The organism is Gilvirhabdus luticola (assembly GCF_040117515.1).
Classification (GTDB): Bacteria; Bacteroidota; Bacteroidia; order Flavobacteriales; family Flavobacteriaceae; genus Gilvirhabdus; species Gilvirhabdus luticola.
In genome coordinates this window covers 700,994-722,858 of the sequence record NZ_JBEEEN010000001.1, presented here as the reverse complement: position 1 = coordinate 722,858, position 21,865 = coordinate 700,994, and the positions used below count along the sequence as shown (strand labels likewise).

The 21,865-nt window shown below is 31.8% G+C and carries 18 protein-coding genes and 1 tRNA gene; 7 read left to right on the top strand and 12 right to left on the bottom strand.

Annotation, left to right across the window (positions count from 1 at the left end):
* The 3 genes from AAFP94_RS03285 to AAFP94_RS03275 all read right to left on the bottom strand — a co-directional run bounded on the left by AAFP94_RS03285 (position 1) and on the right by AAFP94_RS03275 (position 2,077).
* A complete protein-coding gene (locus tag AAFP94_RS03285) occupies positions 1 to 453 on the bottom strand; it encodes a 6-pyruvoyl trahydropterin synthase family protein (protein WP_316660515.1) in 453 nt (150 codons plus the stop codon).
* An 81-nt stretch (positions 454 to 534) separates the two neighbouring features.
* Positions 535 to 711, bottom strand: a complete 177-nt coding sequence (locus AAFP94_RS03280) for a hypothetical protein (RefSeq protein WP_316660517.1) — start codon at positions 709 to 711, stop codon at positions 535 to 537.
* 31 nt (positions 712 to 742) lie between these two features.
* Positions 743 to 2,077, bottom strand: coding sequence for an MATE family efflux transporter (locus tag AAFP94_RS03275; RefSeq protein ID WP_316660518.1), 1,335 nt, complete (start codon positions 2,075 to 2,077; stop codon positions 743 to 745).
* 89 nt (positions 2,078 to 2,166) lie between these two features.
* Between AAFP94_RS03275 and AAFP94_RS03270 the strand changes: the two genes are divergently transcribed.
* The 4 genes from AAFP94_RS03270 to AAFP94_RS03255 all read left to right on the top strand — a co-directional run bounded on the left by AAFP94_RS03270 (position 2,167) and on the right by AAFP94_RS03255 (position 5,206).
* Positions 2,167 to 2,961, top strand: coding sequence for a universal stress protein (locus AAFP94_RS03270; RefSeq protein ID WP_316660519.1), 795 nt, complete (start codon positions 2,167 to 2,169; stop codon positions 2,959 to 2,961).
* Positions 2,962 to 2,966: 5 nt separating this feature from the next.
* A tRNA-Ala gene (locus tag AAFP94_RS03265) sits at positions 2,967 to 3,040 on the top strand.
* Positions 3,041 to 3,132: 92 nt separating this feature from the next.
* The gene (gene mgrA, locus AAFP94_RS03260) at positions 3,133 to 4,095 is read left to right on the top strand and encodes an L-glyceraldehyde 3-phosphate reductase (protein ID WP_409628130.1); all 963 of its coding nucleotides are present in this window, start codon (positions 3,133 to 3,135) and stop codon (positions 4,093 to 4,095) included.
* Between the two features lie 97 nt (positions 4,096 to 4,192).
* Entirely contained in the window at positions 4,193 to 5,206 is a 1,014-nt protein-coding gene (locus AAFP94_RS03255; RefSeq protein WP_316660523.1) for a LacI family DNA-binding transcriptional regulator, read from the top strand.
* Here AAFP94_RS03255 and AAFP94_RS03250 read toward each other — a convergent pair.
* From AAFP94_RS03250 to AAFP94_RS03230, 5 genes are all read right to left on the bottom strand, one after another.
* Positions 5,203 to 6,048, bottom strand: coding sequence for an alpha/beta hydrolase family protein (locus tag AAFP94_RS03250; protein ID WP_316660525.1), 846 nt, complete (start codon positions 6,046 to 6,048; stop codon positions 5,203 to 5,205). The genes AAFP94_RS03255 and AAFP94_RS03250 overlap by 4 nt on opposite strands.
* A gap of 1 nt (position 6,049) precedes the next feature.
* On the bottom strand, positions 6,050 to 8,803 hold the full coding sequence (locus AAFP94_RS03245) for a PD-(D/E)XK nuclease family protein (RefSeq protein WP_316660526.1): 2,754 nt from the start codon (positions 8,801 to 8,803) through the stop codon (positions 6,050 to 6,052).
* Between the two features lie 70 nt (positions 8,804 to 8,873).
* Complete coding sequence (locus AAFP94_RS03240) at positions 8,874 to 10,232, bottom strand: OmpA family protein (RefSeq protein ID WP_316660527.1); 1,359 nt, start codon at positions 10,230 to 10,232, stop codon at positions 8,874 to 8,876.
* A gap of 123 nt (positions 10,233 to 10,355) precedes the next feature.
* Complete coding sequence (gene kbl / locus AAFP94_RS03235) at positions 10,356 to 11,549, bottom strand: glycine C-acetyltransferase (protein WP_316660528.1); 1,194 nt, start codon at positions 11,547 to 11,549, stop codon at positions 10,356 to 10,358.
* Between the two features lie 17 nt (positions 11,550 to 11,566).
* Positions 11,567 to 14,689, bottom strand: a complete 3,123-nt coding sequence (locus tag AAFP94_RS03230) for a UvrD-helicase domain-containing protein (RefSeq protein ID WP_316660529.1) — start codon at positions 14,687 to 14,689, stop codon at positions 11,567 to 11,569.
* Between the two features lie 123 nt (positions 14,690 to 14,812).
* Here AAFP94_RS03230 and AAFP94_RS03225 point away from each other — a divergent pair, with 123 nt between their 5' ends.
* Positions 14,813 to 15,421 carry a superoxide dismutase gene (locus tag AAFP94_RS03225; protein ID WP_316660530.1) on the top strand — a complete coding sequence of 203 codons (609 nt, stop codon included), beginning with the start codon at positions 14,813 to 14,815 and terminating at the stop codon, positions 15,419 to 15,421.
* A 604-nt stretch (positions 15,422 to 16,025) separates the two neighbouring features.
* Here the strand turns inward: AAFP94_RS03225 and AAFP94_RS03220 are convergent.
* The 4 genes from AAFP94_RS03220 to purN form a co-directional block, all read right to left on the bottom strand.
* Positions 16,026 to 17,924, bottom strand: a complete 1,899-nt coding sequence (locus AAFP94_RS03220; protein WP_316660531.1) for an amidophosphoribosyltransferase — start codon at positions 17,922 to 17,924, stop codon at positions 16,026 to 16,028.
* A 49-nt stretch (positions 17,925 to 17,973) separates the two neighbouring features.
* On the bottom strand, positions 17,974 to 18,900 hold the full coding sequence (locus AAFP94_RS03215) for a PfkB family carbohydrate kinase (RefSeq protein ID WP_316660532.1): 927 nt from the start codon (positions 18,898 to 18,900) through the stop codon (positions 17,974 to 17,976).
* An 80-nt stretch (positions 18,901 to 18,980) separates the two neighbouring features.
* Positions 18,981 to 19,619, bottom strand: a complete 639-nt coding sequence (locus AAFP94_RS03210) for a ribonuclease H family protein (RefSeq protein ID WP_316660533.1) — start codon at positions 19,617 to 19,619, stop codon at positions 18,981 to 18,983.
* A complete protein-coding gene (gene purN / locus AAFP94_RS03205; protein WP_316660535.1) occupies positions 19,612 to 20,184 on the bottom strand; it encodes a phosphoribosylglycinamide formyltransferase in 573 nt (190 codons plus the stop codon). Before purN ends, AAFP94_RS03210 begins: the two co-directional genes overlap by 8 nt.
* A 183-nt stretch (positions 20,185 to 20,367) precedes the next feature.
* On the opposite strand from purN, the gene AAFP94_RS03200 reads away from it, so the two are divergent.
* Both AAFP94_RS03200 and fabF read left to right on the top strand, forming a co-directional pair.
* Complete coding sequence (locus tag AAFP94_RS03200; protein ID WP_316660537.1) at positions 20,368 to 20,601, top strand: acyl carrier protein; 234 nt, start codon at positions 20,368 to 20,370, stop codon at positions 20,599 to 20,601.
* 12 nt (positions 20,602 to 20,613) lie between these two features.
* Positions 20,614 to 21,864, top strand: a complete 1,251-nt coding sequence (fabF, locus tag AAFP94_RS03195; RefSeq protein ID WP_316660538.1) for a beta-ketoacyl-ACP synthase II — start codon at positions 20,614 to 20,616, stop codon at positions 21,862 to 21,864.
* Position 21,865: the final 1 nt, after the last annotated feature.

Genomic DNA, 21,865 nt, shown 5'->3' with positions numbered 1-21,865 from the left:
TTATTCATTATCGCTTGCATACCATTCTGCAAAAGAAGTTTCAGTCTCCTGAAGCTTTAAAGAATGTAGTTTGATGTTATCGGGAAGTCGTTTTTTTATTTTTTCAGAGAAATCTATGACCATCATTTCGCTTGTTGGTTGATAATCTACCAATAGCACATTATGGCCTCTTTCTTCAAGCTCTTTAGCCAACTCAACATGAGGTGTATTTTTGTTAAAAACCGTCGCATGATCAAAAACTTCAACAATTTCTTCTTTTACAATTTTTTTTAAATCACTAAAATCTATAACCATTCCAAATTTTACATTGGTGTTGTCTTGTATTGGATGGCCAATGACAGTTACTGACAGCTTATAACTATGTCCATGAACATTTCTGCATTTGCCATCATACCCAAATAGAGCATGGCCAGTTTCAAATGAGAATAGCTTTGTGATTCTAATAATTTTCATTTACGATTTTTAAATCTGTTGTAAAAGTAAATAATAATCAGCACTATAGCCAATAACAGAAAAAGCCTATTTCCTCCCATCTTATTCTTTGTTTATTTTATTCTTGTTATATCTATAAATTAAATATGCCACCAAAACCAGCAATACAAAAGGCAACATTGAACCAATAAAAACACCAATCTCATAACTGCTGTCTGGCGCATTTTTAATTTTTTCTTCAATATCAACCTCTTGAATGAGTAATATTAAAAGTGTCATTTATTTTAGTAAGGGTAATTATCTACCAAAGTTACACCTTTTGAGAAAGAGGAATAAATATTTTTCTAAATTTTATAATTAATGGAATTCCTCTAGCTATAATCCAACAAGTCATCGCGAAAAATATTGCATAAAGTTTAAGGTCTAAATAATCCAACCAAAAAAGAATAGGAATGAACACTACAAAAGTTGAAAACAAAAGCACATTTCTTAAATGCCTCATTCTTCCTAAGCCTTTAAAAATGCCATCAAAAATAAAAGCTAAAGCGCAAAAAGGTTGCATAGCCAGAATAATCCAAAAAATGTTACTAAACTCTTTTAATACTTCAGAATCATTGCTAAATATATCACCGATAATATTGTAAAAAACACCACCAACAATTGCCATCATTAACCCTGTAATTATTCCAATTTTAATGAGCTTATTACTCAATGCTATTAAAAGTTTGTATTGTTTAGCACCTAGCAGTTTACCTGATAAAATGTTTCCCGCACTAGCATAACCATCAACAATAAATGCACCAAGAAACCATAGATTTATTGCTACAGTGTAAGCTGCAATATACTGTTTGCCATAACTTGTTGCAAAAGCACTACCATAATAGAGCGTAACATTTAAAGCTATAGTTCTGATAAATAAATTCAGAATCATTAATATAAAACGTTTTATTTCTTTGTTGAATGGAAAGCTTAACTTTAAAGGGATAGGCGTCTTTTTCAGTAAATAATATGCCGCAAATAAAGCCATAAGTATTTGTGCAATAACACTAGCATAAGCAGCACCTTTAATATGCAGGGCAGGAATATAACCATCTATACCATACACCAAAACCACATCAAGGACAATATTTGCTATTGTACCAATAAGCGCAATTATCATTGGGTAAAATGTATTTTGTAAACCTCTAAACGCACCAAATACTGCGATAACAAATAGTGTAAAAGGAAAGCCGAACACACGAATTCTATAATAATCAACACTATAATTTAGAATGATATCTGAAGCATTATATAATTTAAATATTTGAGCAGCAAAAGGATAAGTGCTTAAAATAATTAATATGCTCAACGAAGTAATGATAAAAATAGCTTGAGTAGGAAGGTTTTTAATTTGCTCTAATTTGTTTGCACCAAGATATTGTGATACAATAGAAGATATAGCACTCCTAGTTTGACCAAGTACCCAAATAAGCATTGACATAAAAGTAGTAACTATACCAACCGCGGCAAGAGATTCTGTTGCATTACTACTTATATTACCAACAATAGCCGCATCTGTAAGAGACAGGATAGGTTCTGAAACACCAGATATTAATGCTGGAATTGCAAGATTATTGATGTTTTTAAGAGAAATGATAGAATTCATTAACGATTATAAAGAGGCATGTTGGTTGCGTATCCTTTTTGTGTAATTTTGCAGTTTAATTTTGTAAATTTAGCTTTTAATTATTGAATATGAAGAATATTTTAGTTCCTGTAGGGTCTTCGAAGAATGCAGCAAGTCATTTGCAATATGCTGCTGATTTTGCCAAAGCTTTTGACGCCAAGCTTTTCGTTGTTCAAGTATACAATGTTTATACAAAGGCTGGAACAATGATTAAAGTTGATAAGATATTAGAAAGGGAAAGCCAGGAATATTTAAAGAAACAAATTGCAAAAATTGATACAAAGGGGGTCGAGGTTGTTACCAGAACATTGAAAGGAAAACTAATCGACACTTTAGAGCAGGTTTGTAAGGCTGCAAATATAGATTTGGTATTGATAGAACCAAGAACCAATTCGGTAAAAGATGAGGTTTATTTAGGCAAAACTTCTGGTAAAATTGTAAAACAAATGCAAGTGCCTGCACTAATTGTTCCGGAAGGTGAAGTTTTTAAACCACCCACAAAAATATTAATGGCTGTAAAATCTGCCATAATAAGAAAAAAAGGTGTACTTGTACCACTTCAAGAGATAAAAGAAAAATTTAATGCGGCTGTTGACTTATTATTGGTAAAAACACAATACTATAATGAAGGAGATTTTGATGTGAACAAAGAACTTTCAGAACTTGTAAGAGATATTACCAAAACAGAAAACCCAACAACATTTCATGGCGTTTTAGAACATTACAGGACTTATAGCCCAGATATGCTGTGTGTGGTACGACGAAAAAGAGGATTTTTCACTCAAATGTGGGAAAACAACACGATGCTTAAAAAAGATTTTTCTAGTTCTTTACCTGTTTTGGTTTTGAGTGGCTTAAAATAAAATTTGGGGATGTAGCTCAGCTGGCTAGAGCGCTTGACTGGCAGTCAAGAGGTCGTGGGTTCGAGTCCCATCTTCTCCACAAAAAGAATAAAAAAGCTATTTTAATAGCATTTATCTCATCAATTGTTAATTATGAGTTTTTATAAAGCTTTAGATAAACGCTATGAAAAAATGTCTTACAGAAGATGTGGGAATAGCGGACTACTTTTACCAGAAATTTCATTAGGATTGTGGCATAATTTTGGTCATGTAGATGAATTTGAAAATGGAAAGCAAATGCTTCAAACAGCATTTGATAATGGCATAACGCATTTCGATTTAGCAAATAATTATGGACCTCCACCGGGATCAGCAGAGGAGAACTTTGGAAAGATTTTAAAACAGAGCTTTTTACCCTATAGAGATGAACTTATTATTTCTACAAAAGCAGGATATTTAATGTGGCCTGGACCTTATGGTGAATGGGGTTCAAAAAAATACCTCGTTGCAAGTTTAGACCAAAGTTTAAAGCGAATGGGCTTGGATTATGTTGATATTTTTTACAGTCATAGACCAGACCCTAACACACCTTTGGAAGAAACAATGTCAGCTTTGGATTTAATAGTCAGACAAGGTAAAGCTTTGTATGTTGGGGTATCTTCTTATAATGCAGAAGACACTAAAAAAGCTTCAAAAATTCTAAAAGAATTAGGAACACCATGTTTAATTCATCAACCGCGATACAACATGATGGACCGTTGGGTTGAAAATGGTTTAATGGATGTTTTAGAGAATGAAGGCATAGGATGTATTCCATTTTCGCCTTTAGAACAAGGAATACTTACAGACAAATACTTACAAGGCATACCCGAAAATTCACGAGCCGCGAAAAGTAGTGGGTTTTTACAATCAGATCAAGTGACATCAAAAAAAATTAAACAAGCCCATAAGTTAAACGATGTTGCACAAAATCGCAACCAAAGTTTAGCACAAATGGCAATTGCATGGTTATTGAAAGATGAGCGAGTAACATCTGTTTTGGTTGGAGTGAGTAGTGAAAAACAATTGATAAACAATTTAGCTGCTTTAGATAATAAGTTGTTTATGGATTCTGAATTGGAAGTTATAGATGCTATATTAAATAATAAGGATTAAAGATTACATTCAGAAAATCTTGATTATATTTTTTGAGCTTACCATGTATTAATTATTAAACGTGATAAATCTAGTTTAGTTTTGTTATTTTTGAATTATGGGGTCGAAAACAACACTTAAGGATTTAGCTAGAATATTGGAGGTTTCTATTTCTACTGTTTCCAAGGCTTTAAATGATAATCCAGAAATTAGTATTGAAACAAGAAACCGAATAAAGCAAATTGCCAAATCTTATAAATATGTTCCAAATAATATTGCACAAAGCTTAAAATCAAAATCTACAAAAACAATAGGCGTCATTATACCTGCAATTTTATTGGAATTTTTTAGTAAAGTACTTTATGGTATTGAAGTTGAATCTACAAAAAGAGGATATAAAATTATTATCTGCTTATCAAATGAGCTTTATAAAAAAGAAAGCGAAAGCATAGATACTTTTATTAATGGAAGTGTAGATGGTATTATTCTGTCTGTTGCTGAAGAAACACAAAAGAAAAAAAAGCATTCGCATTTTCAAAAAATTATAAATTACGATGTGCCAATGGTGATGTTTGATAGAGTAGCTAAAGAAATTGAATGTGATAAAGTTACCGTTGATGATTTTGAAGGCGCCCAAAAAGCAACCAAATATTTATTTAAAACTGGCTGCGAAAACATTGTATTTATTAATCCGATATCTAACATCAGCGTTGGTCAGTTGCGTGAAGATGGCTATATAAATGCAATGCAAGATTTACAATTAAGCCCATGTGTTGTAAATGTTGATAACTATAATTTGATCGAAAAAGAACTCACAGAACTTTTACAAAACAAAAAAATAGATGGTATTGTTACTGCTGATGAATATTCTGCGGTTCTAGCAATTAACGTTGCTAGATTAAATGGCTATAAGATTCCAGATGATATTTCTGTTATAGGATTTACAAATGGCTTAATGGCTGAATATTCAATTCCTTCATTAACTGTTGTTAGTCAACATGCTGAAAATATTGGAAAATTAGCGGTAAAAACGTTATTAGATAGAATTGAAGGGAAGTCTCGTAAAGAGCCTGTACACCAAATAGTAAGGACTAAAATTATTGAACGAAATTCTACCAAAAAGCTGAATTAATTTTCTACAAACTCAATAATCAAATCTACTGCCAATTGTAATTCTTTAGAAAGTGATTGTTTTTCCCAAGGATGATAAGTTTCAAAAACATGATTAGCTCCTTTAATGATTTCAAGCTTACTATTTGGATTCCATTGATGAAGCGCTTTAGCTTCACTTAACATAATACTAGTATCTTGATCACCATGAATGATTAAATGCGGAATAGTCAAATTTTCTGCCGCTCGCTGTATGTTTAAAAGGTCATGATTTTTTATGTAATCTTCATAAAACTGAAAGTAATGAGGCATTTGTTGTTTTGTTCGTCCGTTTTCAACATATTTAACACCTGTTTTCTTCCAAGATTTAAATTCATCTGTTCCTTCATGAAACCGTTTCTTAAAGCTACTTATACCAGCTAAACTAATAACGTTTTTTATTCTGGAATCTACTTCAGATTTCAAGGTAACAATACCACCACCTCTGCTATGTCCAACCAACGATATATTTTTTATATTGGCAATTCTTGAAATTTCAGAGTTAGAAGTTACCCAGTTAATTACAGATTCTAAATCGTCCAATTCTATAGAATAGTTGTTGTTTCCAAAAGCCTCTAAATCTGGAAAATCTATAGGATGTTTTATTGTTCCTCCATTGTGTGAGAAATTGAATTTAATAAAACAAAACCCTGCTTCCACAAATTTTTTTGCCATTACATTCCATGCTCCCCAATCTTTAAATCCCTTGTAACCATGACAAAATATAAGAACTGGTTTGAGTTCTTGATCATCATTACAAATTACATCTACCAAAATTGGTTTATCATGCGAGCCTTGAATGACATTGTTTTTTAACTGAAACATATTATACTTCTTTTTCAATAAAATCTATTTGTGGATTACATATTTCTAAAATAAGTTTTTTTAGTTCAATAAAGTAATAGTTAAGCGTTTCTTGAGTAATAGACGATTCTTTTGTTCTACTGTTTTCCTCTTTTTTAACAAATTTCATAAATCCCTTATTTAAATTTTTAAAAGAAATAATTCCTACCTCAACTGGAAATTGAAGCGGAGTTTTTAGATGCATCATAAATGCATAGCTTAAGACCTGAAAACTTTTACTGTATTTAGTATAATCTGTAGTGAGATCTTCCCAGTTGGTAATTTGAACATTAGGTGTATCCACCTTTCCGGTTTTATAATCTATGATTCGCAGAGTACCGTTATATTCATCAACGCGATCTACAGTTCCGCTTAAATATACTGGGAAGGGAAGTTCTGGGATGTCAATTTTAACCTTATGTTTTGCTTCAACAGCGATTATTTTTATTTGATTTCCTTTATTTAACTCTTCAATTTCAGAATTAATAAAATTATAAACGAAACGCTTTGCAACTTCAAAAACAATAAGGTTCTTCCCCTTATTTATTGTCCCTTCTTTGTACACTTTTTTAAAATGGTTCTTAACAGATTCCGATATTTTCGATTTCATTTTTTTTAAATGTCCAATCGTTAAAAACTCACCAATTATTGGTCGATAAAAACTTTCTAAAGTGTTATGAACCACAGTTCCTAAAGTATTAGCAGCCACAGTTTCTTCCACATCGTCTAGTTCTTTGATGCCCAGTATTTTATCGAAATAAAAATCTATTGGATTTCTTATGTAATTAGTTAACGAGGAAGGAGAGAAACCGCTTTCTGAAACCGTTATTAATTTTTTTATAACAGAATCAGTTTTCTTTATTCGATCAAACTCTTTAGTTATGCTTGGTGAATCTGGGACTATAATTTTATGATTTATTTTATGTATGCCCTCTAATTCTAATTGTGTAATAAACCGGCTTTTTTCTCCACCTTTTAGCACATCAATTTCTGTATTATACAATAGGTATATATTTTTTGCTCGCTGAAGCAACCTGTAAAAATGATAAGAATAGATTGCAGATTTTTCTTTAAAAGTAGGCAAATCATTTTCTAGCTTTACATCAAAAGGTATGAATGAGTTTGAAGTTTTTCCTGAAGGTAAAATACCTTCATTTACCGAAGTTATAATCACTGTTTCAAAATCTAAAACACGAGATTCCAACATTCCCATGACCTGTAATCCATGCAACGGCTCTCCTTTAAAATCTAAAGTCTCAATTTTTAATAATTCTTTATAAACAGTATGAAGTGTGGATATATTTTTAATATGCCCGTACTCTATGTTTAATCGTGAAAGTTCATTAAAAAGTTCATTGAACCGGTATGTGTATTCTAAAGCTAAAAGATTTTGACTTTTATTTGATGAAAGCTGCTTTTTTATTTCTAGAATAACTTCTGAACACACTTTTAACGCGGCAGCAGGATTATTATCCAAGTCTGAAAATAATAAATCTACGGTTTTGATATTTATTTGTGTTATTTGATTTAATTGTCCAAGATTTAAATAAACTAGATTATTAGATTGAATTCTTTGAATAAGATTTGTGGAAATATCTACATCGTTTACAAAAAATAATGGTCTAATTAAAGGATGACAGATAATGGAAATTACATCTTTATAATAAAATTCTTTGGAAGCATATTTGTGAATTCTAAAAAAGGTTTCAAACAGATTGGATATAGGTGTAGATTTTAATGGAAAACCCATGGTTATATTTAAATCCTCTATATTATTGGGAAAAGAATTTAAAACAGGTATTAATAAATTTTCATCACCAAGAACAATAGCAGTGTTATTTAAATGTCCTTTTTCTTTTTTTATCTCTTTTAAAATTGTGCCTACTTGCTTGGCCTGTCCGACAGTTTTTGGTATTCCAAAAACTGAAATATTTTTCTCTGTTATATAATGATTTGTAATCCAATTAAAAGCATGATTTTTATAGTATGTCCAATCTGTTTTAAACTTTTTTGTAAACAAAGCGGCATCATGATATGAAGTTGAGAAAAAGACCTCGTCAATATCCCAATAAATGTTTGCCATATCATTTTGTAAAAGTTCTTGAATAATTGTTTCTTCAGCCTTATTTAAAGCGTTAAAGCCTAAAAAGACATGTTTTTTATTTTCATTATTTTGAATATAGATTTGAATATTCTCAACAGCCTCTCTAAAAATTAAACCTTGATAACCCTTCTTTTGATTTAAAAGAGATTCTGAAAAACTGTTATAATATTTGTATAATTTCTTCCAAAAGGTGAGATATTTGATAACGAAGTCTGATTTGTTATCATCCAAAGACCAATGATCCGTTTCTTTTATTGCACTTAAATAATCGAAAATATTTTTGTGAGGTATAAGGAATCTATCAATTTCATTAAAATCCTGTAATAACACTTGGGCCCATTTTGAAAATACATCAAAAGAGTCGCGGTCTTCTTTTTTTGTGAGATTTAAGTAAACGTTATAAAACTCAAAAAGAAGTGTTGAATTTGTGACTTGTTTTAATTGGGATAGGTCTTGTAGAAACTCTTCAATACTTAATATTTCTGGAGAAAATATAGTTTTGCTAATTGTTTTAGCAATCTGTTGCTTTAAAAAGATTCCTGAGCGTTTGTTAGGAAGTATAAAGATGAGTTCAGAAAGATCGAGTTTCTTTTTATACAAATCCTGAAGAACATCTTCTATAAATGTTGTCATTGTATAAAAATAAAAAACGCCTTCATTACGAAGGCGTTTTTGGCTTAATTATTTTTAGTATTTAATACCCTTACTTTTTAAGGCTAATTTCAACTCTACGGTTATTAGCTCTTCCTGCTCTTGTATTGTTTGTGTCAATTGGTCTTGACTCACCAAATCCTGCAGAAGAAAGTCTGTTAGAAGCAATACCATTAGAAATTAAGTAATTCATTACTGAACTAGCTCTTTCTTCAGATAATTTTTGATTAGAAGACTCGCTACCTACACTATCAGTATGCCCTTCAATTAAGAAATTAGCGTTAGTATATTCATTTAAGATACCAATAATATCATTTAATACAGTCGCTGATTGATCTTTAATAGAGGCTTTTCCAGTATCAAATAAGATTGTTTTAGCATAAGAGTTTAATGCTTTAAGTACAGCTTCAGTAACTTCTGGGCAACCATTGTTTGCAACTGTTCCTACTTTGTCTGGACAAGCATCATCTTTATCTAAAACGCCATCACCATCTCTGTCTGGCCAAGGACAACCACCATTTGCAGCAGGACCTGCTTCGTTTGGACATTTGTCATCACCATCAGCTACACCATCACCATCAGCATCAGGACAACCATTTAATGATTTTAGACCTGCAACTGTAGGACATTTGTCATCTTTATCTGCAACGCCATCACCATCAGAATCTGGGCAACCATTAAATTCAGCTAAACCAGCTTCAGTTGGACAATCATCTTTACTATCTTCAATACCATCACCATCAGTATCAGGACAACCGTTGAAAGCTTCTAAACCAGGAACATCTGGACAAGCATCGTCTTTGTCATAAATACCATCACCATCAGTGTCTTTACCTCCAAATTTAATAGAAAGACCAGCAGTATGTTGGAAATGAGTTTGTAAATAATCTTCAAAAGCGTGCTTGTAGGCAGTTTGAATAGTGAAACCTACGTTATCACTAAACCATAAATTAAATCCTAAAGTTCCATTAAGAGTACCTGCGCCAATATTATCAACCCAAGTATAGCCACCACCAGCACCTAAATAAGGGTCAAACCAGCTTGTGTTAAGCACTTCACCAAGACTATATTTTACGGTACCATCTATACCATAATAAGAATAGTCAGGCACTCTGGCATCACCCCATTTGTCAATTCTATTCAGTGACCCTGTTACTCCTAAAGAGAAGCCACTATTTAAATAACGAGAAACTGTAAGTGAAGATAGAGAAGGTAAAATATTATAGTGATCACCAAAATTGAAGAATTCACTAAAAGTGTCACCAAGTGGAGCATCTTCTCCAGTAGGATAAAAGTCTACTGCGTTTACACCAACGGTAATAGACCAAGGGTTGTTTTCGTCTTGTGCATAAGTGTTGCTAAAACCAAATACCAGCAACATTGCGAACAATAATCTGCTAAGATTTTTCATATTCAAAAGTTTAATTTTTAAGTGTTAATTGTAAACAAAAGTAAGTTGTTAAATTTTATTAACAAAGACAAATATATAAAAATATTGGATATTTGTAGTAAAATAAAGGAGTTTGGAACAAATTTAAATAACAGACAGTATTTTTCCAACCTTGATAAATGCTGAGATAGCTTTATCTAAATGGTGTTTTTCATGTGATGCCGATAATTGTACACGAATTCTTGCCTTTTCTTTAGGAACCACTGGGAAAAAGAATCCAATAACATAAATACCCTCTTTCAATAGTAATTTGGCCATTTTTTGAGACAGTTTTGCATCATATAGCATTATAGGAACTATTGCAGAATCACCATCAATAATATCAAACCCTGCTTCTTTCATGCCTTTTTTAAAATAATTTGTATTCCATTCGAGTTTATCTCTTAAAGAAGTATCATTAGATAGCATATCAAATACTTTGATTGATGCTCCTACAATAACTGGCGCAAGAGAATTTGAAAACAAATATGGACGTGAACGCTGTCTTAACATATCAATTATTTCCTTTTTACCTGTAGTATAACCACCCATAGCGCCTCCAAGTGCCTTGCCTAATGTACCAGTGATAATATCTACTCTTCCCATGACTCCTTTTTTCTCAAGTGTCCCAATTCCTGATTCTCCAATAAAACCTGTTGCATGACATTCATCAATCATAACCAATGCGTCATATTTTTCCGCTAGATCACAAATCTTATCTAGTGGAGCGACAACACCATCCATAGAAAATACACCATCGGTTACAATAATTTTAAAACGCACATTATTTTTAGTACTTTCTATAAGCTGTTTTTCCAAATCAACCATATTACTATTTTCATATCTATATCTTGATGCTTTACACAAACGAACACCATCTATTATAGAGGCATGGTTTAAAGAGTCTGAAATGATTGCATCTTCTGGACCAAACAAGGGTTCAAAGACGCCTCCATTTGCATCAAATGCAGCTGCATATAAAATGGTGTCTTCGGTACCGTAAAAATCTGCAATCTTTTTTTCAAGAACTTTATGGATATCTTGGGTGCCACATATAAAACGCACTGAAGACATTCCGAATCCATGTGTATCCATAGTGTCTTTTGCTGCTTGTACCACATCTGGATGTGACGAAAGACCTAAATAATTGTTAGCACAAAAATTCAAGACAGTTTCTCCCGTATTTAATGTTATTTCTGCACCTTGAGCAGATGTAATTATTCGCTCTTCTTTATAAAGACCACTTTCTTTTATGTTTTGTAATTCTGAATGTAAATGTTGTTGAATTTTACCGTACATGATTTTTTTTTACAAAGTTAAATTTCTTTTATTTCAATTTTATCATTTATGTAAACAAGAATTTTTTTGTTGACTTTATAACTCATTGTATTGAGTATATCTTCATATGAATCTAATTGTAATATATGACTGGTTTTCTCTTCTCCAGTTTTATAATCTATAATCACAACTTCTTTTTTTGAATTGATAACAAGTCTATCTGGGCGCAATATTTTCCCTTGATTGGTTAGAATTTCTTTTTCGTTATAAATTATATAGTTTGACAAAAAATATTCTTCGATTTTTGAATGTTCTATAATTTTATAGACTACCTTTTTCAGTTCTTCAGCTTGAGTTTTGTTTATAATTGACAAGCTCAAAAAATCATTAAAAACAAAATCAATATCGTTTTTAGTTTTGATTTGTGCCATTATATTATGAATTAAATTTCCTTTTTCAATCGCATTTTGTTGTTCGGTGTCCCATAAATATCCTGAATTTGTAACAATATTGATATTGTGACTTTCTTTTGCAGTAGTAATAAATTCTGGATTATTTATAATTTTTTCTTCAGAACTTTCTTTTTCGGAGTTTTTATCAATTGAACCAAATTCGTAGAAAGATTGAGATTCATTCCATTTTCCAATACTTTGAAGGTAATTTATGAACATTCCAGAATATGTTTTAAAAGCAGCTTCTTTTTCTTTTTTAGAAATAATATACAATTGCTCAATAGGTCGGGTAAGTGCAACATAAAGCAAATTTATATTGTCTAATTCTAGTTTGGAACGGCGCTCATTATATATTGCACTACCGGTTTCTCCAAAATTTTCAAAATCCCTGTTAAAATTTAATAAGGTATAAGAAATACCATTAAAGTTATTCTTTTGATGTGGAAACCATTCTTTAGGGTCCTTTTCAGCGTAAATATTTAAATCGGCATATGGGAATATTACAATAGGAAACTCTAACCCCTTTGCTTTATGAATGGTCATGATTTGTACAGCATCTTGTCCATGAGGTGTAATGATACTTAAGGTTTCTTTTTTATCTTCAAAATAGTCTACAAAACTTTCTATGTCTGAAAATTCTTTTTGAGAAAAATCTAAAACCGCATCTAGATAGAACTGTATATAAGCGTCAGATTTTTCGATAATTTTAAATGCCCTAATGATGTATTCAACCAAATCATAAAGAGGCATTTGTAAAGCCATTGTTTCATCAAAATATATATCTAATTGAGAGAGGTTTTTAAAAAATTCTGAAAGCTTTAGATATATAAAACTTTCAAAGAAATTATGCTTATCATTTATGTTATGTTTTACTGCCAAAAAATTCAAAACTTGGACCTTGATTTGCAGGTCATTGGAGTTGAGCAAAAGTTTTAAAACATTATTTACAAAAACCACCTTTGGAGAATTGTTTATCAATAAAGTTTCTGACGAAATAACAGGGATTTCTTTTTCGTTTAAAAAATTTGCAATAGCAACACCTTCTTTCTTTTTTCTCACTAGGACACAAATGTCTTTTAGCTGGAAATTATTTTCTAAACATTTTTGGATTGCATTATAAACCTCTTGCGTGTAAAATTCGTCCTTATTATCGCCTTGATTAATATCTAAAAAGTGAAGAGACACATAACCTTTGTTTTCCAAAACTGTTTCTTGTTTGGCATTGCCATACAACTCTTGATAAGCACTATTACTAAAAACATTACTAGATAAATATTTAAAAAACGGATTGTTGAAATTTATAATCTCCTCGTAACTTCTGTAATTAGTTGGAAGATTAAAAACTTCTTTTTCAACATGAAACGGATTTTTATCGTTAAATAGTCCAATAAATTGTTCGGCCTCTCCACCTCTCCACCTGTAAATGGCTTGTTTAGCATCTCCAACAAGCATAGTAGTACCGTTTTCTGAAGAAAGAGAGTTATCTATAAGCGGAATTAAGTTTTCCCATTGAAGAATGGATGTGTCCTGAAACTCATCAATAAAATAATGACGAAATTTTTCTCCAAGCCGTTCATAAATAAATGGTGTTGGCTGACCTTTTATTTCCTTACTTATAATACTATTGAATTCAGAAATCAGCATCTTGTTTTGTTCTTCTTTAATAGCATTTAATTCTTGATTTATTGCATTTAAAACAGAAAGTGGAGTTATGTTTTTATAAACAGCTTTTAAGAACTTATGCTCGTAAACTTTTGTTTTTAGATCAAGATAGTTAGTTTCTATTTCTGGTAAAATAGAATCTATTATTGCAGCTAAATTACCATCCAACGTTTTAGTGTAAATGTTTTTATTTTCAGAAATATTTATTTGTAATTGATTATCATACAATCTATCAAGCTCCAGATTTGAAGCTTTTATAAAATGATTGGGTAAAGTTTTTCTTGAAAAGTCACCATGCTCTAATCCACTTTCTTCAATGAGGGTTAAAACACTTTGTGCGATTTTTGTAATGGAATCCTCTAAAAACTTAATCTGATCTTTTAATTTGATTTTAAGTGCAATAAAATCTTCAACAGATTTGTCTTTTAAAGTTTCAATAAACTTAATGTCGTTTTCGTTTACGAGTAGCTTTGCTATCTTATTGAAATCGTAAGCAACATCCCAACTTTTATCATCATCGGTTTTTTCTAAAGCAAATTCCACAAGAATTTTAGTAAGGGCTTTATCTGTTCCAGCTTTATTTATTAATTTATTTACAGCGTCATTAATAAGCGCATCCTGATCAAGTTCCACTTCAAAATTTAAAGGCACTTTTAAATCGTGCGCAAAAGTTTGAATGAGTTTATGGGTAAATCCATCGATTGTTGAAATATTAAAGGCAGAATAATTATATAAAATTGATGTTAAAACAGCTTTAGCTTTTTGCTGGAGGTCTTCTGGGCTTATCTCAAGTTCTTTCACTATCATTTGAAACATATCATTCGGATTTTCTAAAATAGTTTTTGAAGAAAATTTCTTTAATGCCTCAATAATGCGTTCTTTCATTTCACCAACAGCCTTATTAGTAAAGGTGACTGCTAAAATATTTTTAAAAGCATCATTACTTTTTTTGCCCAATAAAAGCATTAAATATTCTTTTACTAAAGTGAATGTTTTACCACTTCCAGCAGATGCATTATAAATAGTAAAAGAATTATTTTTTTGCATGCGATTTATTTTAATACAATATAGAAACTATCGATGATTTCATAACTATATATTATTTTTAAATGCGCTGTTTAATGCGTAAATTTGGTGTGAATTAAATATTAACATATAAATAAAAATATTATGGCTTTTGAATTACCAAAATTAAAATATGCTTACGACGCACTAGAACCACATATAGACGCTCGTACAATGGAGATACATCATACAAAGCATCATAACGGATATACCAATAATCTCAATAATGCAATTTCTGGGACAGATTTGGAAGGAAAGACAATAGAAAACATTTTGATAAATCTTGACATGAACAATATGGCTGTTAGAAATAATGGTGGAGGATTTTACAATCATTCATTGTTTTGGGATGTTATGAATCCTGAAGGGAAAGGATATTTATCAGGAGAACTTAAAGATGCTATTTTAGCCAAATTTGGCACAGTAGATGCTTTTAAGGATGCCTTCAGTAAGGCTGCTGCGACTAGATTTGGTTCTGGATGGGCTTGGCTTTGTGTACACCAAGGAGGAAAAGTTGAAGTTTGCTCTACACCAAATCAAGACAATCCTTTAATGCCAGGTGTTGGTTGTGGTGGAACTCCAATTTTAGGTTTGGATGTATGGGAGCATGCTTATTATTTAAACTATCAAAACAGACGACCTGATTATATAAGTGCCTTTTTTAATGTAATTAATTGGAATGAAGTTGAGCGTCGTTATGCCGAAGCAAAATAACTTTATCACTAGATATTTTAAAAAGCAAACTAAAACAGTTTGCTTTTTTTTATGAAATGAAAAAGGTGAGCGAAGAACGCTCACCTTTTTGCCCCAAATCTACCATAAACTTAACCTACTTACGTTATGGTAAGTGCGAATATATAAAGGATAGAGAGTTAAGATGAAATTTATTAGTCCAACTACTTAAATATTAGATTAAAAAGAATTTTTAAGTAGTTTGTTTTTAGGTTAAAATAAAAAAGGTGAACGGAAGTTCACCTTTTTTTGCCCCAAATCTACCATAAACTTAACCTACTTATGTTACGGTAGCAACTAATATACATTAGTTATAGATTGAATAGAAAATAAAATAGACAAAAAGCAAAAAAAAGTGTTTCACTTGTTTTCTTCACTAGAAATTTGAGTTAATTAAATAAAAAAAGGCGAACGAGAGTTCACCTTTTTTTGCCCCAAATCTACCATGAACTTAACCTACTTATGTTATGGTGGTACTAATGTAAATTTATTTTTGCGTAAGCAATAAAGTTTTAGATTAAATGCATATTTTTAAGATTAAATGTAGATTTTATTGGATAAAGTGCTAAAAACTTAAATTTTTGCGCTAGTAAGCTCTTTCATTATTTCCTTCATAAAAATTTATAAATGCCTTGTTGACAACACGGTTGCCTCCAAGGGTTGGATAGTTGCCTGTAAAATACCAATCTCCTAAATTTTTAGGACAAGCTTTGTTGAGATTTTCAACTGTTTGAAAAATTATTTTTACTTCAGCATTTACATCATCATCGCTCAACAATTCAGAAATTTTATTGGAAATTTCCTCATTAGTAAATGGCTCGTATATTTCTTTTACAAAGTTCTTAACATCTTTATCGTTTATATCAACCTGCTCTTTGCATCTTTTATAAACATCTTCTACAATATGATATTGATCTGTTTCTTTTAGTAGTGCTAAAGTCGCTTTAAAGGCAATCAAGCTTTCTAAATTAGCCATATCAATTCCATAGCAATCGGGATACCTTATTTGCGGCGCAGTTGATATTACAATAATTTTTTTAGGATGTAATCTATCCATCATTTTTATAATGCTCTTTTTTAAGGTTGTTCCTCTTACTATACTATCATCAATTATTACAAGATTATCAGATGGTTTTATAACGCCATAAGTAATATCATAAACATGGGCGACTAGGTCGTCTCTACTACTATCTTCCGTTATAAAAGTTCGAAGTTTGACGTCTTTGATCGCAATTTTTTCAATTCTTAATCTTTCAGATAAAATATCCGTAACTTTTTCTGCCGAGATGCTTCTCTTTCCCCTCAATATAGCCTTTGTTTTTTTACTATTTAAATAGGCTTCAGCTGTTTCTATCATACCATAGAATGAAGTTTCCGCAGTATTTGGTATATATGAAAATACGGTGTTTTTTGTGTCATTATCAATAGCTTCAAGAACTTTAGGCATAAGTAGTTTTCCGAGCATTTTACGTTCTTTATAAATTTCGGCATCACTACCTCTAGAAAAATAAATGCGTTCAAAAGAGCAAGCCTTTCGCTCTAAAGGCTCTAATATTTTTTTAATTGAAACTTCTCCAGATTTTTTTGTTATGATAGCATGACCTGGCTTTAATTCTATAACATTTTTAAATTCAACATTAAATACCGTTTGTATTACTGGTCTTTCAGATGCCACAACCACTACCTCATCGTCTTTATAAAAATATGCTGGTCTTATTCCAGCTGGATCTCGAAGAACAAATGAGTCTCCATGACCTAAAAGTCCAGCCATGGCATAACCACCATCCCAATTTTTTGCAGCCCGTTTTAATATTTTAGCAACGTTTAATCTTTCGGCTATTAATGGAGAGCATTCATTTTTATTATAACCTTCGTTTTTTAATTTTTTGTAGATTTTACTAACTGCATCATCAAGAAAATGACCTATTTTTTCCATAATGGTAATAGTGTCAGTATATTCCTTTGGATGTTGCCCTAGCTCAACAAGATTATTAAATAACTCCTTAACGTTGGTCATGTTAAAATTACCAGCAACAATTAAGTTTCTATGCATCCAATTATTTTGCCTTAAAAAAGGATGAACACTCTCTGCACTGTTCTTCCCAAATGTTCCATATCGCACATGACCTAACAATAATTCTCCAAGATAAGGAATGTGTTTTTTTTGAAGAGCAACGTCATTAATATATTCAGGATGTAAGGATAATTCCTTTGAAACTCTTTCATTGATCTGTGAAAAAACATCTTGAATAGGTTGTTGTTGTACAGAACGAATTCTACTAATATACCGTTCTCCAGGATTAGTGTTAAGCTTAATACTTGCAAAACCAGCACCATCTTGTCCTCTGTTGTGCTGTTTTTCCATCATGAGGTACATTTTATTTACACCATAAAACGCGGTACCATACTTTTCTTTGTAATACTCTAATGGTTTAAGCAGTCTTATTAGGGCAATCCCACACTCATGTTTAATAGCATCACTCATTTTTAATATTATAATAAATTAAAACGCGCCTAAATTTAGGCGCGTTTGTTTATGTTAATTCTATTTCGAATTGTGTTAAAGTTTTGAATTGCTGTAATCGATTATGTACCTCATGATTTGTCAGGTTCTCCATTCTTAATGTGCCAAATTTTTCTACACAAAATGAAGCAAGAGTTGATCCATATATAATTGCTTTTTTCATATTCTCAAAAGAAAAATCCCCTGTTTTAGCTAAATAGCCTGTAAAACCTCCGGCAAAAGTATCTCCTGCCCCTGTAGGATCAAATACTTCTTCTAAAGGTAATGCTGGAGCAAAAAATACATTATCATCATGAAACAATAAGGCACCATGTTCTCCTTTTTTAATGACAACATATTTTGGTCCCATTTCATGAATTTTTCTTGCGGCAACGACCAAAGAATATTCTCCTGTTAACTGCCTAGCTTCTTCATCGTTTATAGTTATAACATCTATTCGTTTTATCACTTCTAGTAAATCCTTAAGCGCATTATTCATCCAAAAATTCATGGTGTCTAATACAACTAACTTTGGTTTATTAATCATCTGATCCAAAACGCTCATTTGAGTTAATGGATGTAAATTGCCAAGCATAACAACTTCAGAATCTATGTAATCTTTAGGGACTATAGGTTTGAAATCGGCAAGCACATTAAGTTCGGTTGCCAACGTATCTCTAGTATTCATGTCGTTATGGTATTTACCACTCCAGAAGAAAGTTTTTTCATTTTCTACAATTTCAACACCAGAAACATCTATACCCTTATTTGATAGTAAGTCTAAATATTCTTGAGGGAAATCACCACCAACAATTGATACGATTGAAGCATTAACATGAAATTGTGCAGCAGCCAAACCAATAAAAGTTGCTGCTCCACCAAGTATTTTATCGGTTTTTCCGAAAGGGGTTTCAATAGCGTCAAACGCAACTGTACCTACAATGACTAATTTACTCATAAAGAGGTTTGAAAATTCTGTGCAAACTTACGTAAAATTTCTGCCTAATAAAAGCAATTCCACAACCTGTTCTGGGCAATTTATTTTCGTCCAAAATCGGCTGGGATTTCTCCCCATGCTTTTGTTTCCCATTTTGCTATAGTTGTTTTATAAGTATTATTTTTAAGCCATTCAACAGCGCGATCTACCAATTCAAAAAGAGTTTTGTTTTTGTCCCTTTTTTCAAGCTTGGTATTGCAAGTTTTCTTCTTAACCCAACTCATAGCCGTTTTGGAGTCCGTATAAATAATACAATTGCTATTCTTCTTTTTGAGAAGTGCTAATCCGTGTACAATGGCTAAAAATTCTCCTATGTTATTGGTGCCTTCTTCAAATGGGCCTTGTTTAAAAATTTCTCTTTTAGTTTTTGTATCAACACCACGATATTCCATTTTCCCAGGATTGCCACTTACAGCAGCATCTACAGCAATGGAATTGTAATTAGGTTGTCCAATTTTTTTTAGTTGAGCTTCAGATAATTCACTTTTAAACTTTTTAGATTTTCCAATGTAATCCTTATAATTGCCCTTTAGCGCAGTTTTGGCTGCTTCAAAAGTATTGAAAGATTTATATTGAGCCCCATTAAAATCTTTTATTTGGGCCTTACAGTCATCCCAAGACTCAAAAACACCAATATGATGACCTTTCCAAACAGTATAGTATTTTTTCTTTTTAGCCATTTGGAAATAAAACAGATTCGACAACTTTTGGAAAATGCTCCATTTCTAAAACATGTATTTTTTTCGCGATATCCTCTTCATTATCCAGTGAGTCAATATAGCAATGAGTTTGAAAAATAATTGCGCCATCATCATAATTTTCGTTCACATAATGAACAGTAATACCTGTTCTTACTTCTTTATTTCTTAATACAGCTTCGTGTACATACTTGCCGTACATACCTTTCCCGCCATATTTTGGTAAAAGAGAAGGATGGATATTTATGATTTTATTTGGAAACTTCTTTAAAATGTCTTCAGGAATTTTCCATAAAAACCCAGCTAGAACAATTAAATCTGGGTTCAATGATTTTAAAACCTTGAGCACTTTATGATTTTCAATAAAATCTTCCTTATTAAAAACAGTTGTATTTACACCAAAACGCAAACAACGTTGTAAAACTTTAGCACGAGGATTGTTGGTAAGCACATGAATAACAGATACATTATCTCTGTTGTGAAAAAACTTAATTAAATTTTCAGCATTAGTTCCACTTCCGGAAGCAAAAATTACAACACGTTTCATTTACAGACAATAATGTTAAAATTATTGGACAAAAAAAAGAATAATTATTAACAATTAGAAGGCTTAAAAGGAAATACTTCAATGTATTTTTATTAAATTACCAACACTTTTCAAACTAAAGGTGTGTATTAAAATAAAGTTTTTTATTTTTGCCTCCTAATTAAAACTTAAAATTAAAAGATTATGTCAGACATTGCATCAAGAGTAAAAGCGATTATCGTAGACAAATTAGGTGTTGATGAAAACGAAGTGGTTTCAGAAGCTAGCTTCACTAACGATTTAGGAGCGGATTCTTTAGACACGGTAGAATTAATTATGGAATTTGAAAAAGAATTTGATATTCAGATTCCAGATGATCAAGCTGAAAACATTGCGACAGTTGGTCAAGCTATATCATATATAGAAGCTGCAAAATAAGCGATAAGATTTATGGAATTAAGGCGAGTTGTAGTTACAGGTCTAGGCGCTTTAACACCAATTGGGAATTCCAAAGAAGATTATTGGAATAGCTTAATTAGTGGTAAAAGTGGTGCTGCACCAATAACGTATTTTGATACTGAAAAGTTCAAGACAAAATTCGCTTGTGAATTAAAAAATTTTAACGCAACAGATTTTCTTGATAGAAAAGAAGCTCGTAAAATGGATAGGTTTACCCAATATGCAATGGTTGCTTCAGATGAAGCAATTGCAGATTCTAAACTAGACCTTGACAAAATAAATAAATTACGAGTTGGTGTTATTTGGGGAGCCGGTATTGGAGGGTTAGAAACATTTCAGGACGAAGTATTGAACTTTGCTGCTGGTGATGGGACTCCAAGATTCAACCCCTTTTTTATTCCTAAAATGATTGCAGATATTGCACCAGGCAATATCTCAATTAAGCATGGCTTTATGGGGCCAAATTACACAACGGTATCAGCCTGTGCTTCATCTGCTAATTCAATGATTGATGCTTTAAACTATATTCGTTTAGGGCATTGTGACGTTATTGTTACTGGAGGAAGTGAAGCAGCAGTTACTATTGCTGGAATGGGTGGTTTTAATGCCATGCATGCACTATCTACCAGAAATGATAGTCCAGAAACAGCATCAAGACCTTTTGATGCTAATAGAGATGGATTTGTTTTGGGAGAAGGAGCAGGAGCATTGATTCTTGAGGATTATGAACATGCTAAAGCTAGAGGCGCAAAAATTTATGCCGAAGTATTGGGTGGAGGCTTGTCTTCCGATGCATATCACATGACAGCACCGCATCCAGATGGTATAGGTGTTATTTCGGTGATGCGAAACTGTTTAGAAAATGCTGGATTAAAACCTGAAGATGTTGATCACATCAATACACATGGAACATCTACGCCTTTAGGTGATGTGGCTGAACTTAAAGCTATAAGTGAAGTTTTTGGTAGTCATGCTAAAAATATTAATATCAATTCAACGAAATCCATGACGGGTCACCTTTTGGGTGCGGCAGGAGCTATAGAGGCGATAGCATCTATACTGGCCATGGAACATGGAGTGGTTCCTCCAACTATTAATCATACAACTGTTGATGAAAATATAGATCCGGAGTTAAATTTAACATTAAACAAAGCCCAAAAAAGAGATATTAAAGTCGCGATGAGTAATACATTTGGATTTGGAGGTCATAATGCATGTGTATTATTTAAAAAAATAGACTGAA

Excerpts from the sequence above, each read along its gene's own strand:
- kbl (WP_316660528.1), bottom strand. The coding sequence starts at position 11,549 with ATGTACGGTAAAATTCAACAACATTTACATTCAGAATTACAAAACATA.
- AAFP94_RS03275 (WP_316660518.1), bottom strand. The coding sequence starts at position 2,077 with ATGAATTCTATCATTTCTCTTAAAAACATCAATAATCTTGCAATTCCA.
- AAFP94_RS03225 (WP_316660530.1), top strand. The coding sequence starts at position 14,813 with ATGGCTTTTGAATTACCAAAATTAAAATATGCTTACGACGCACTAGAA.
- AAFP94_RS03230 (WP_316660529.1), bottom strand. The coding sequence starts at position 14,689 with ATGCAAAAAAATAATTCTTTTACTATTTATAATGCATCTGCTGGAAGT.
- AAFP94_RS03200 (WP_316660537.1), top strand. The coding sequence starts at position 20,368 with ATGTCAGACATTGCATCAAGAGTAAAAGCGATTATCGTAGACAAATTA.
- AAFP94_RS03240 (WP_316660527.1), bottom strand. The coding sequence starts at position 10,232 with ATGAAAAATCTTAGCAGATTATTGTTCGCAATGTTGCTGGTATTTGGT.
- AAFP94_RS03280 (WP_316660517.1), bottom strand. The coding sequence starts at position 711 with ATGACACTTTTAATATTACTCATTCAAGAGGTTGATATTGAAGAAAAA.
- AAFP94_RS03220 (WP_316660531.1), bottom strand. The coding sequence starts at position 17,924 with ATGAGTGATGCTATTAAACATGAGTGTGGGATTGCCCTAATAAGACTG.
- AAFP94_RS03285 (WP_316660515.1), bottom strand. The coding sequence starts at position 453 with ATGAAAATTATTAGAATCACAAAGCTATTCTCATTTGAAACTGGCCAT.
- AAFP94_RS03255 (WP_316660523.1), top strand. The coding sequence starts at position 4,193 with ATGGGGTCGAAAACAACACTTAAGGATTTAGCTAGAATATTGGAGGTT.
- AAFP94_RS03270 (WP_316660519.1), top strand. The coding sequence starts at position 2,167 with ATGAAGAATATTTTAGTTCCTGTAGGGTCTTCGAAGAATGCAGCAAGT.
- fabF (WP_316660538.1), top strand. The coding sequence starts at position 20,614 with ATGGAATTAAGGCGAGTTGTAGTTACAGGTCTAGGCGCTTTAACACCA.
- AAFP94_RS03250 (WP_316660525.1), bottom strand. The coding sequence starts at position 6,048 with ATGTTTCAGTTAAAAAACAATGTCATTCAAGGCTCGCATGATAAACCA.
- AAFP94_RS03210 (WP_316660533.1), bottom strand. The coding sequence starts at position 19,619 with ATGGCTAAAAAGAAAAAATACTATACTGTTTGGAAAGGTCATCATATT.
- purN (WP_316660535.1), bottom strand. The coding sequence starts at position 20,184 with ATGAAACGTGTTGTAATTTTTGCTTCCGGAAGTGGAACTAATGCTGAA.
- mgrA (WP_409628130.1), top strand. The coding sequence starts at position 3,133 with ATGTCTTACAGAAGATGTGGGAATAGCGGACTACTTTTACCAGAAATT.
- AAFP94_RS03215 (WP_316660532.1), bottom strand. The coding sequence starts at position 18,900 with ATGAGTAAATTAGTCATTGTAGGTACAGTTGCGTTTGACGCTATTGAA.
- AAFP94_RS03245 (WP_316660526.1), bottom strand. The coding sequence starts at position 8,803 with ATGACAACATTTATAGAAGATGTTCTTCAGGATTTGTATAAAAAGAAA.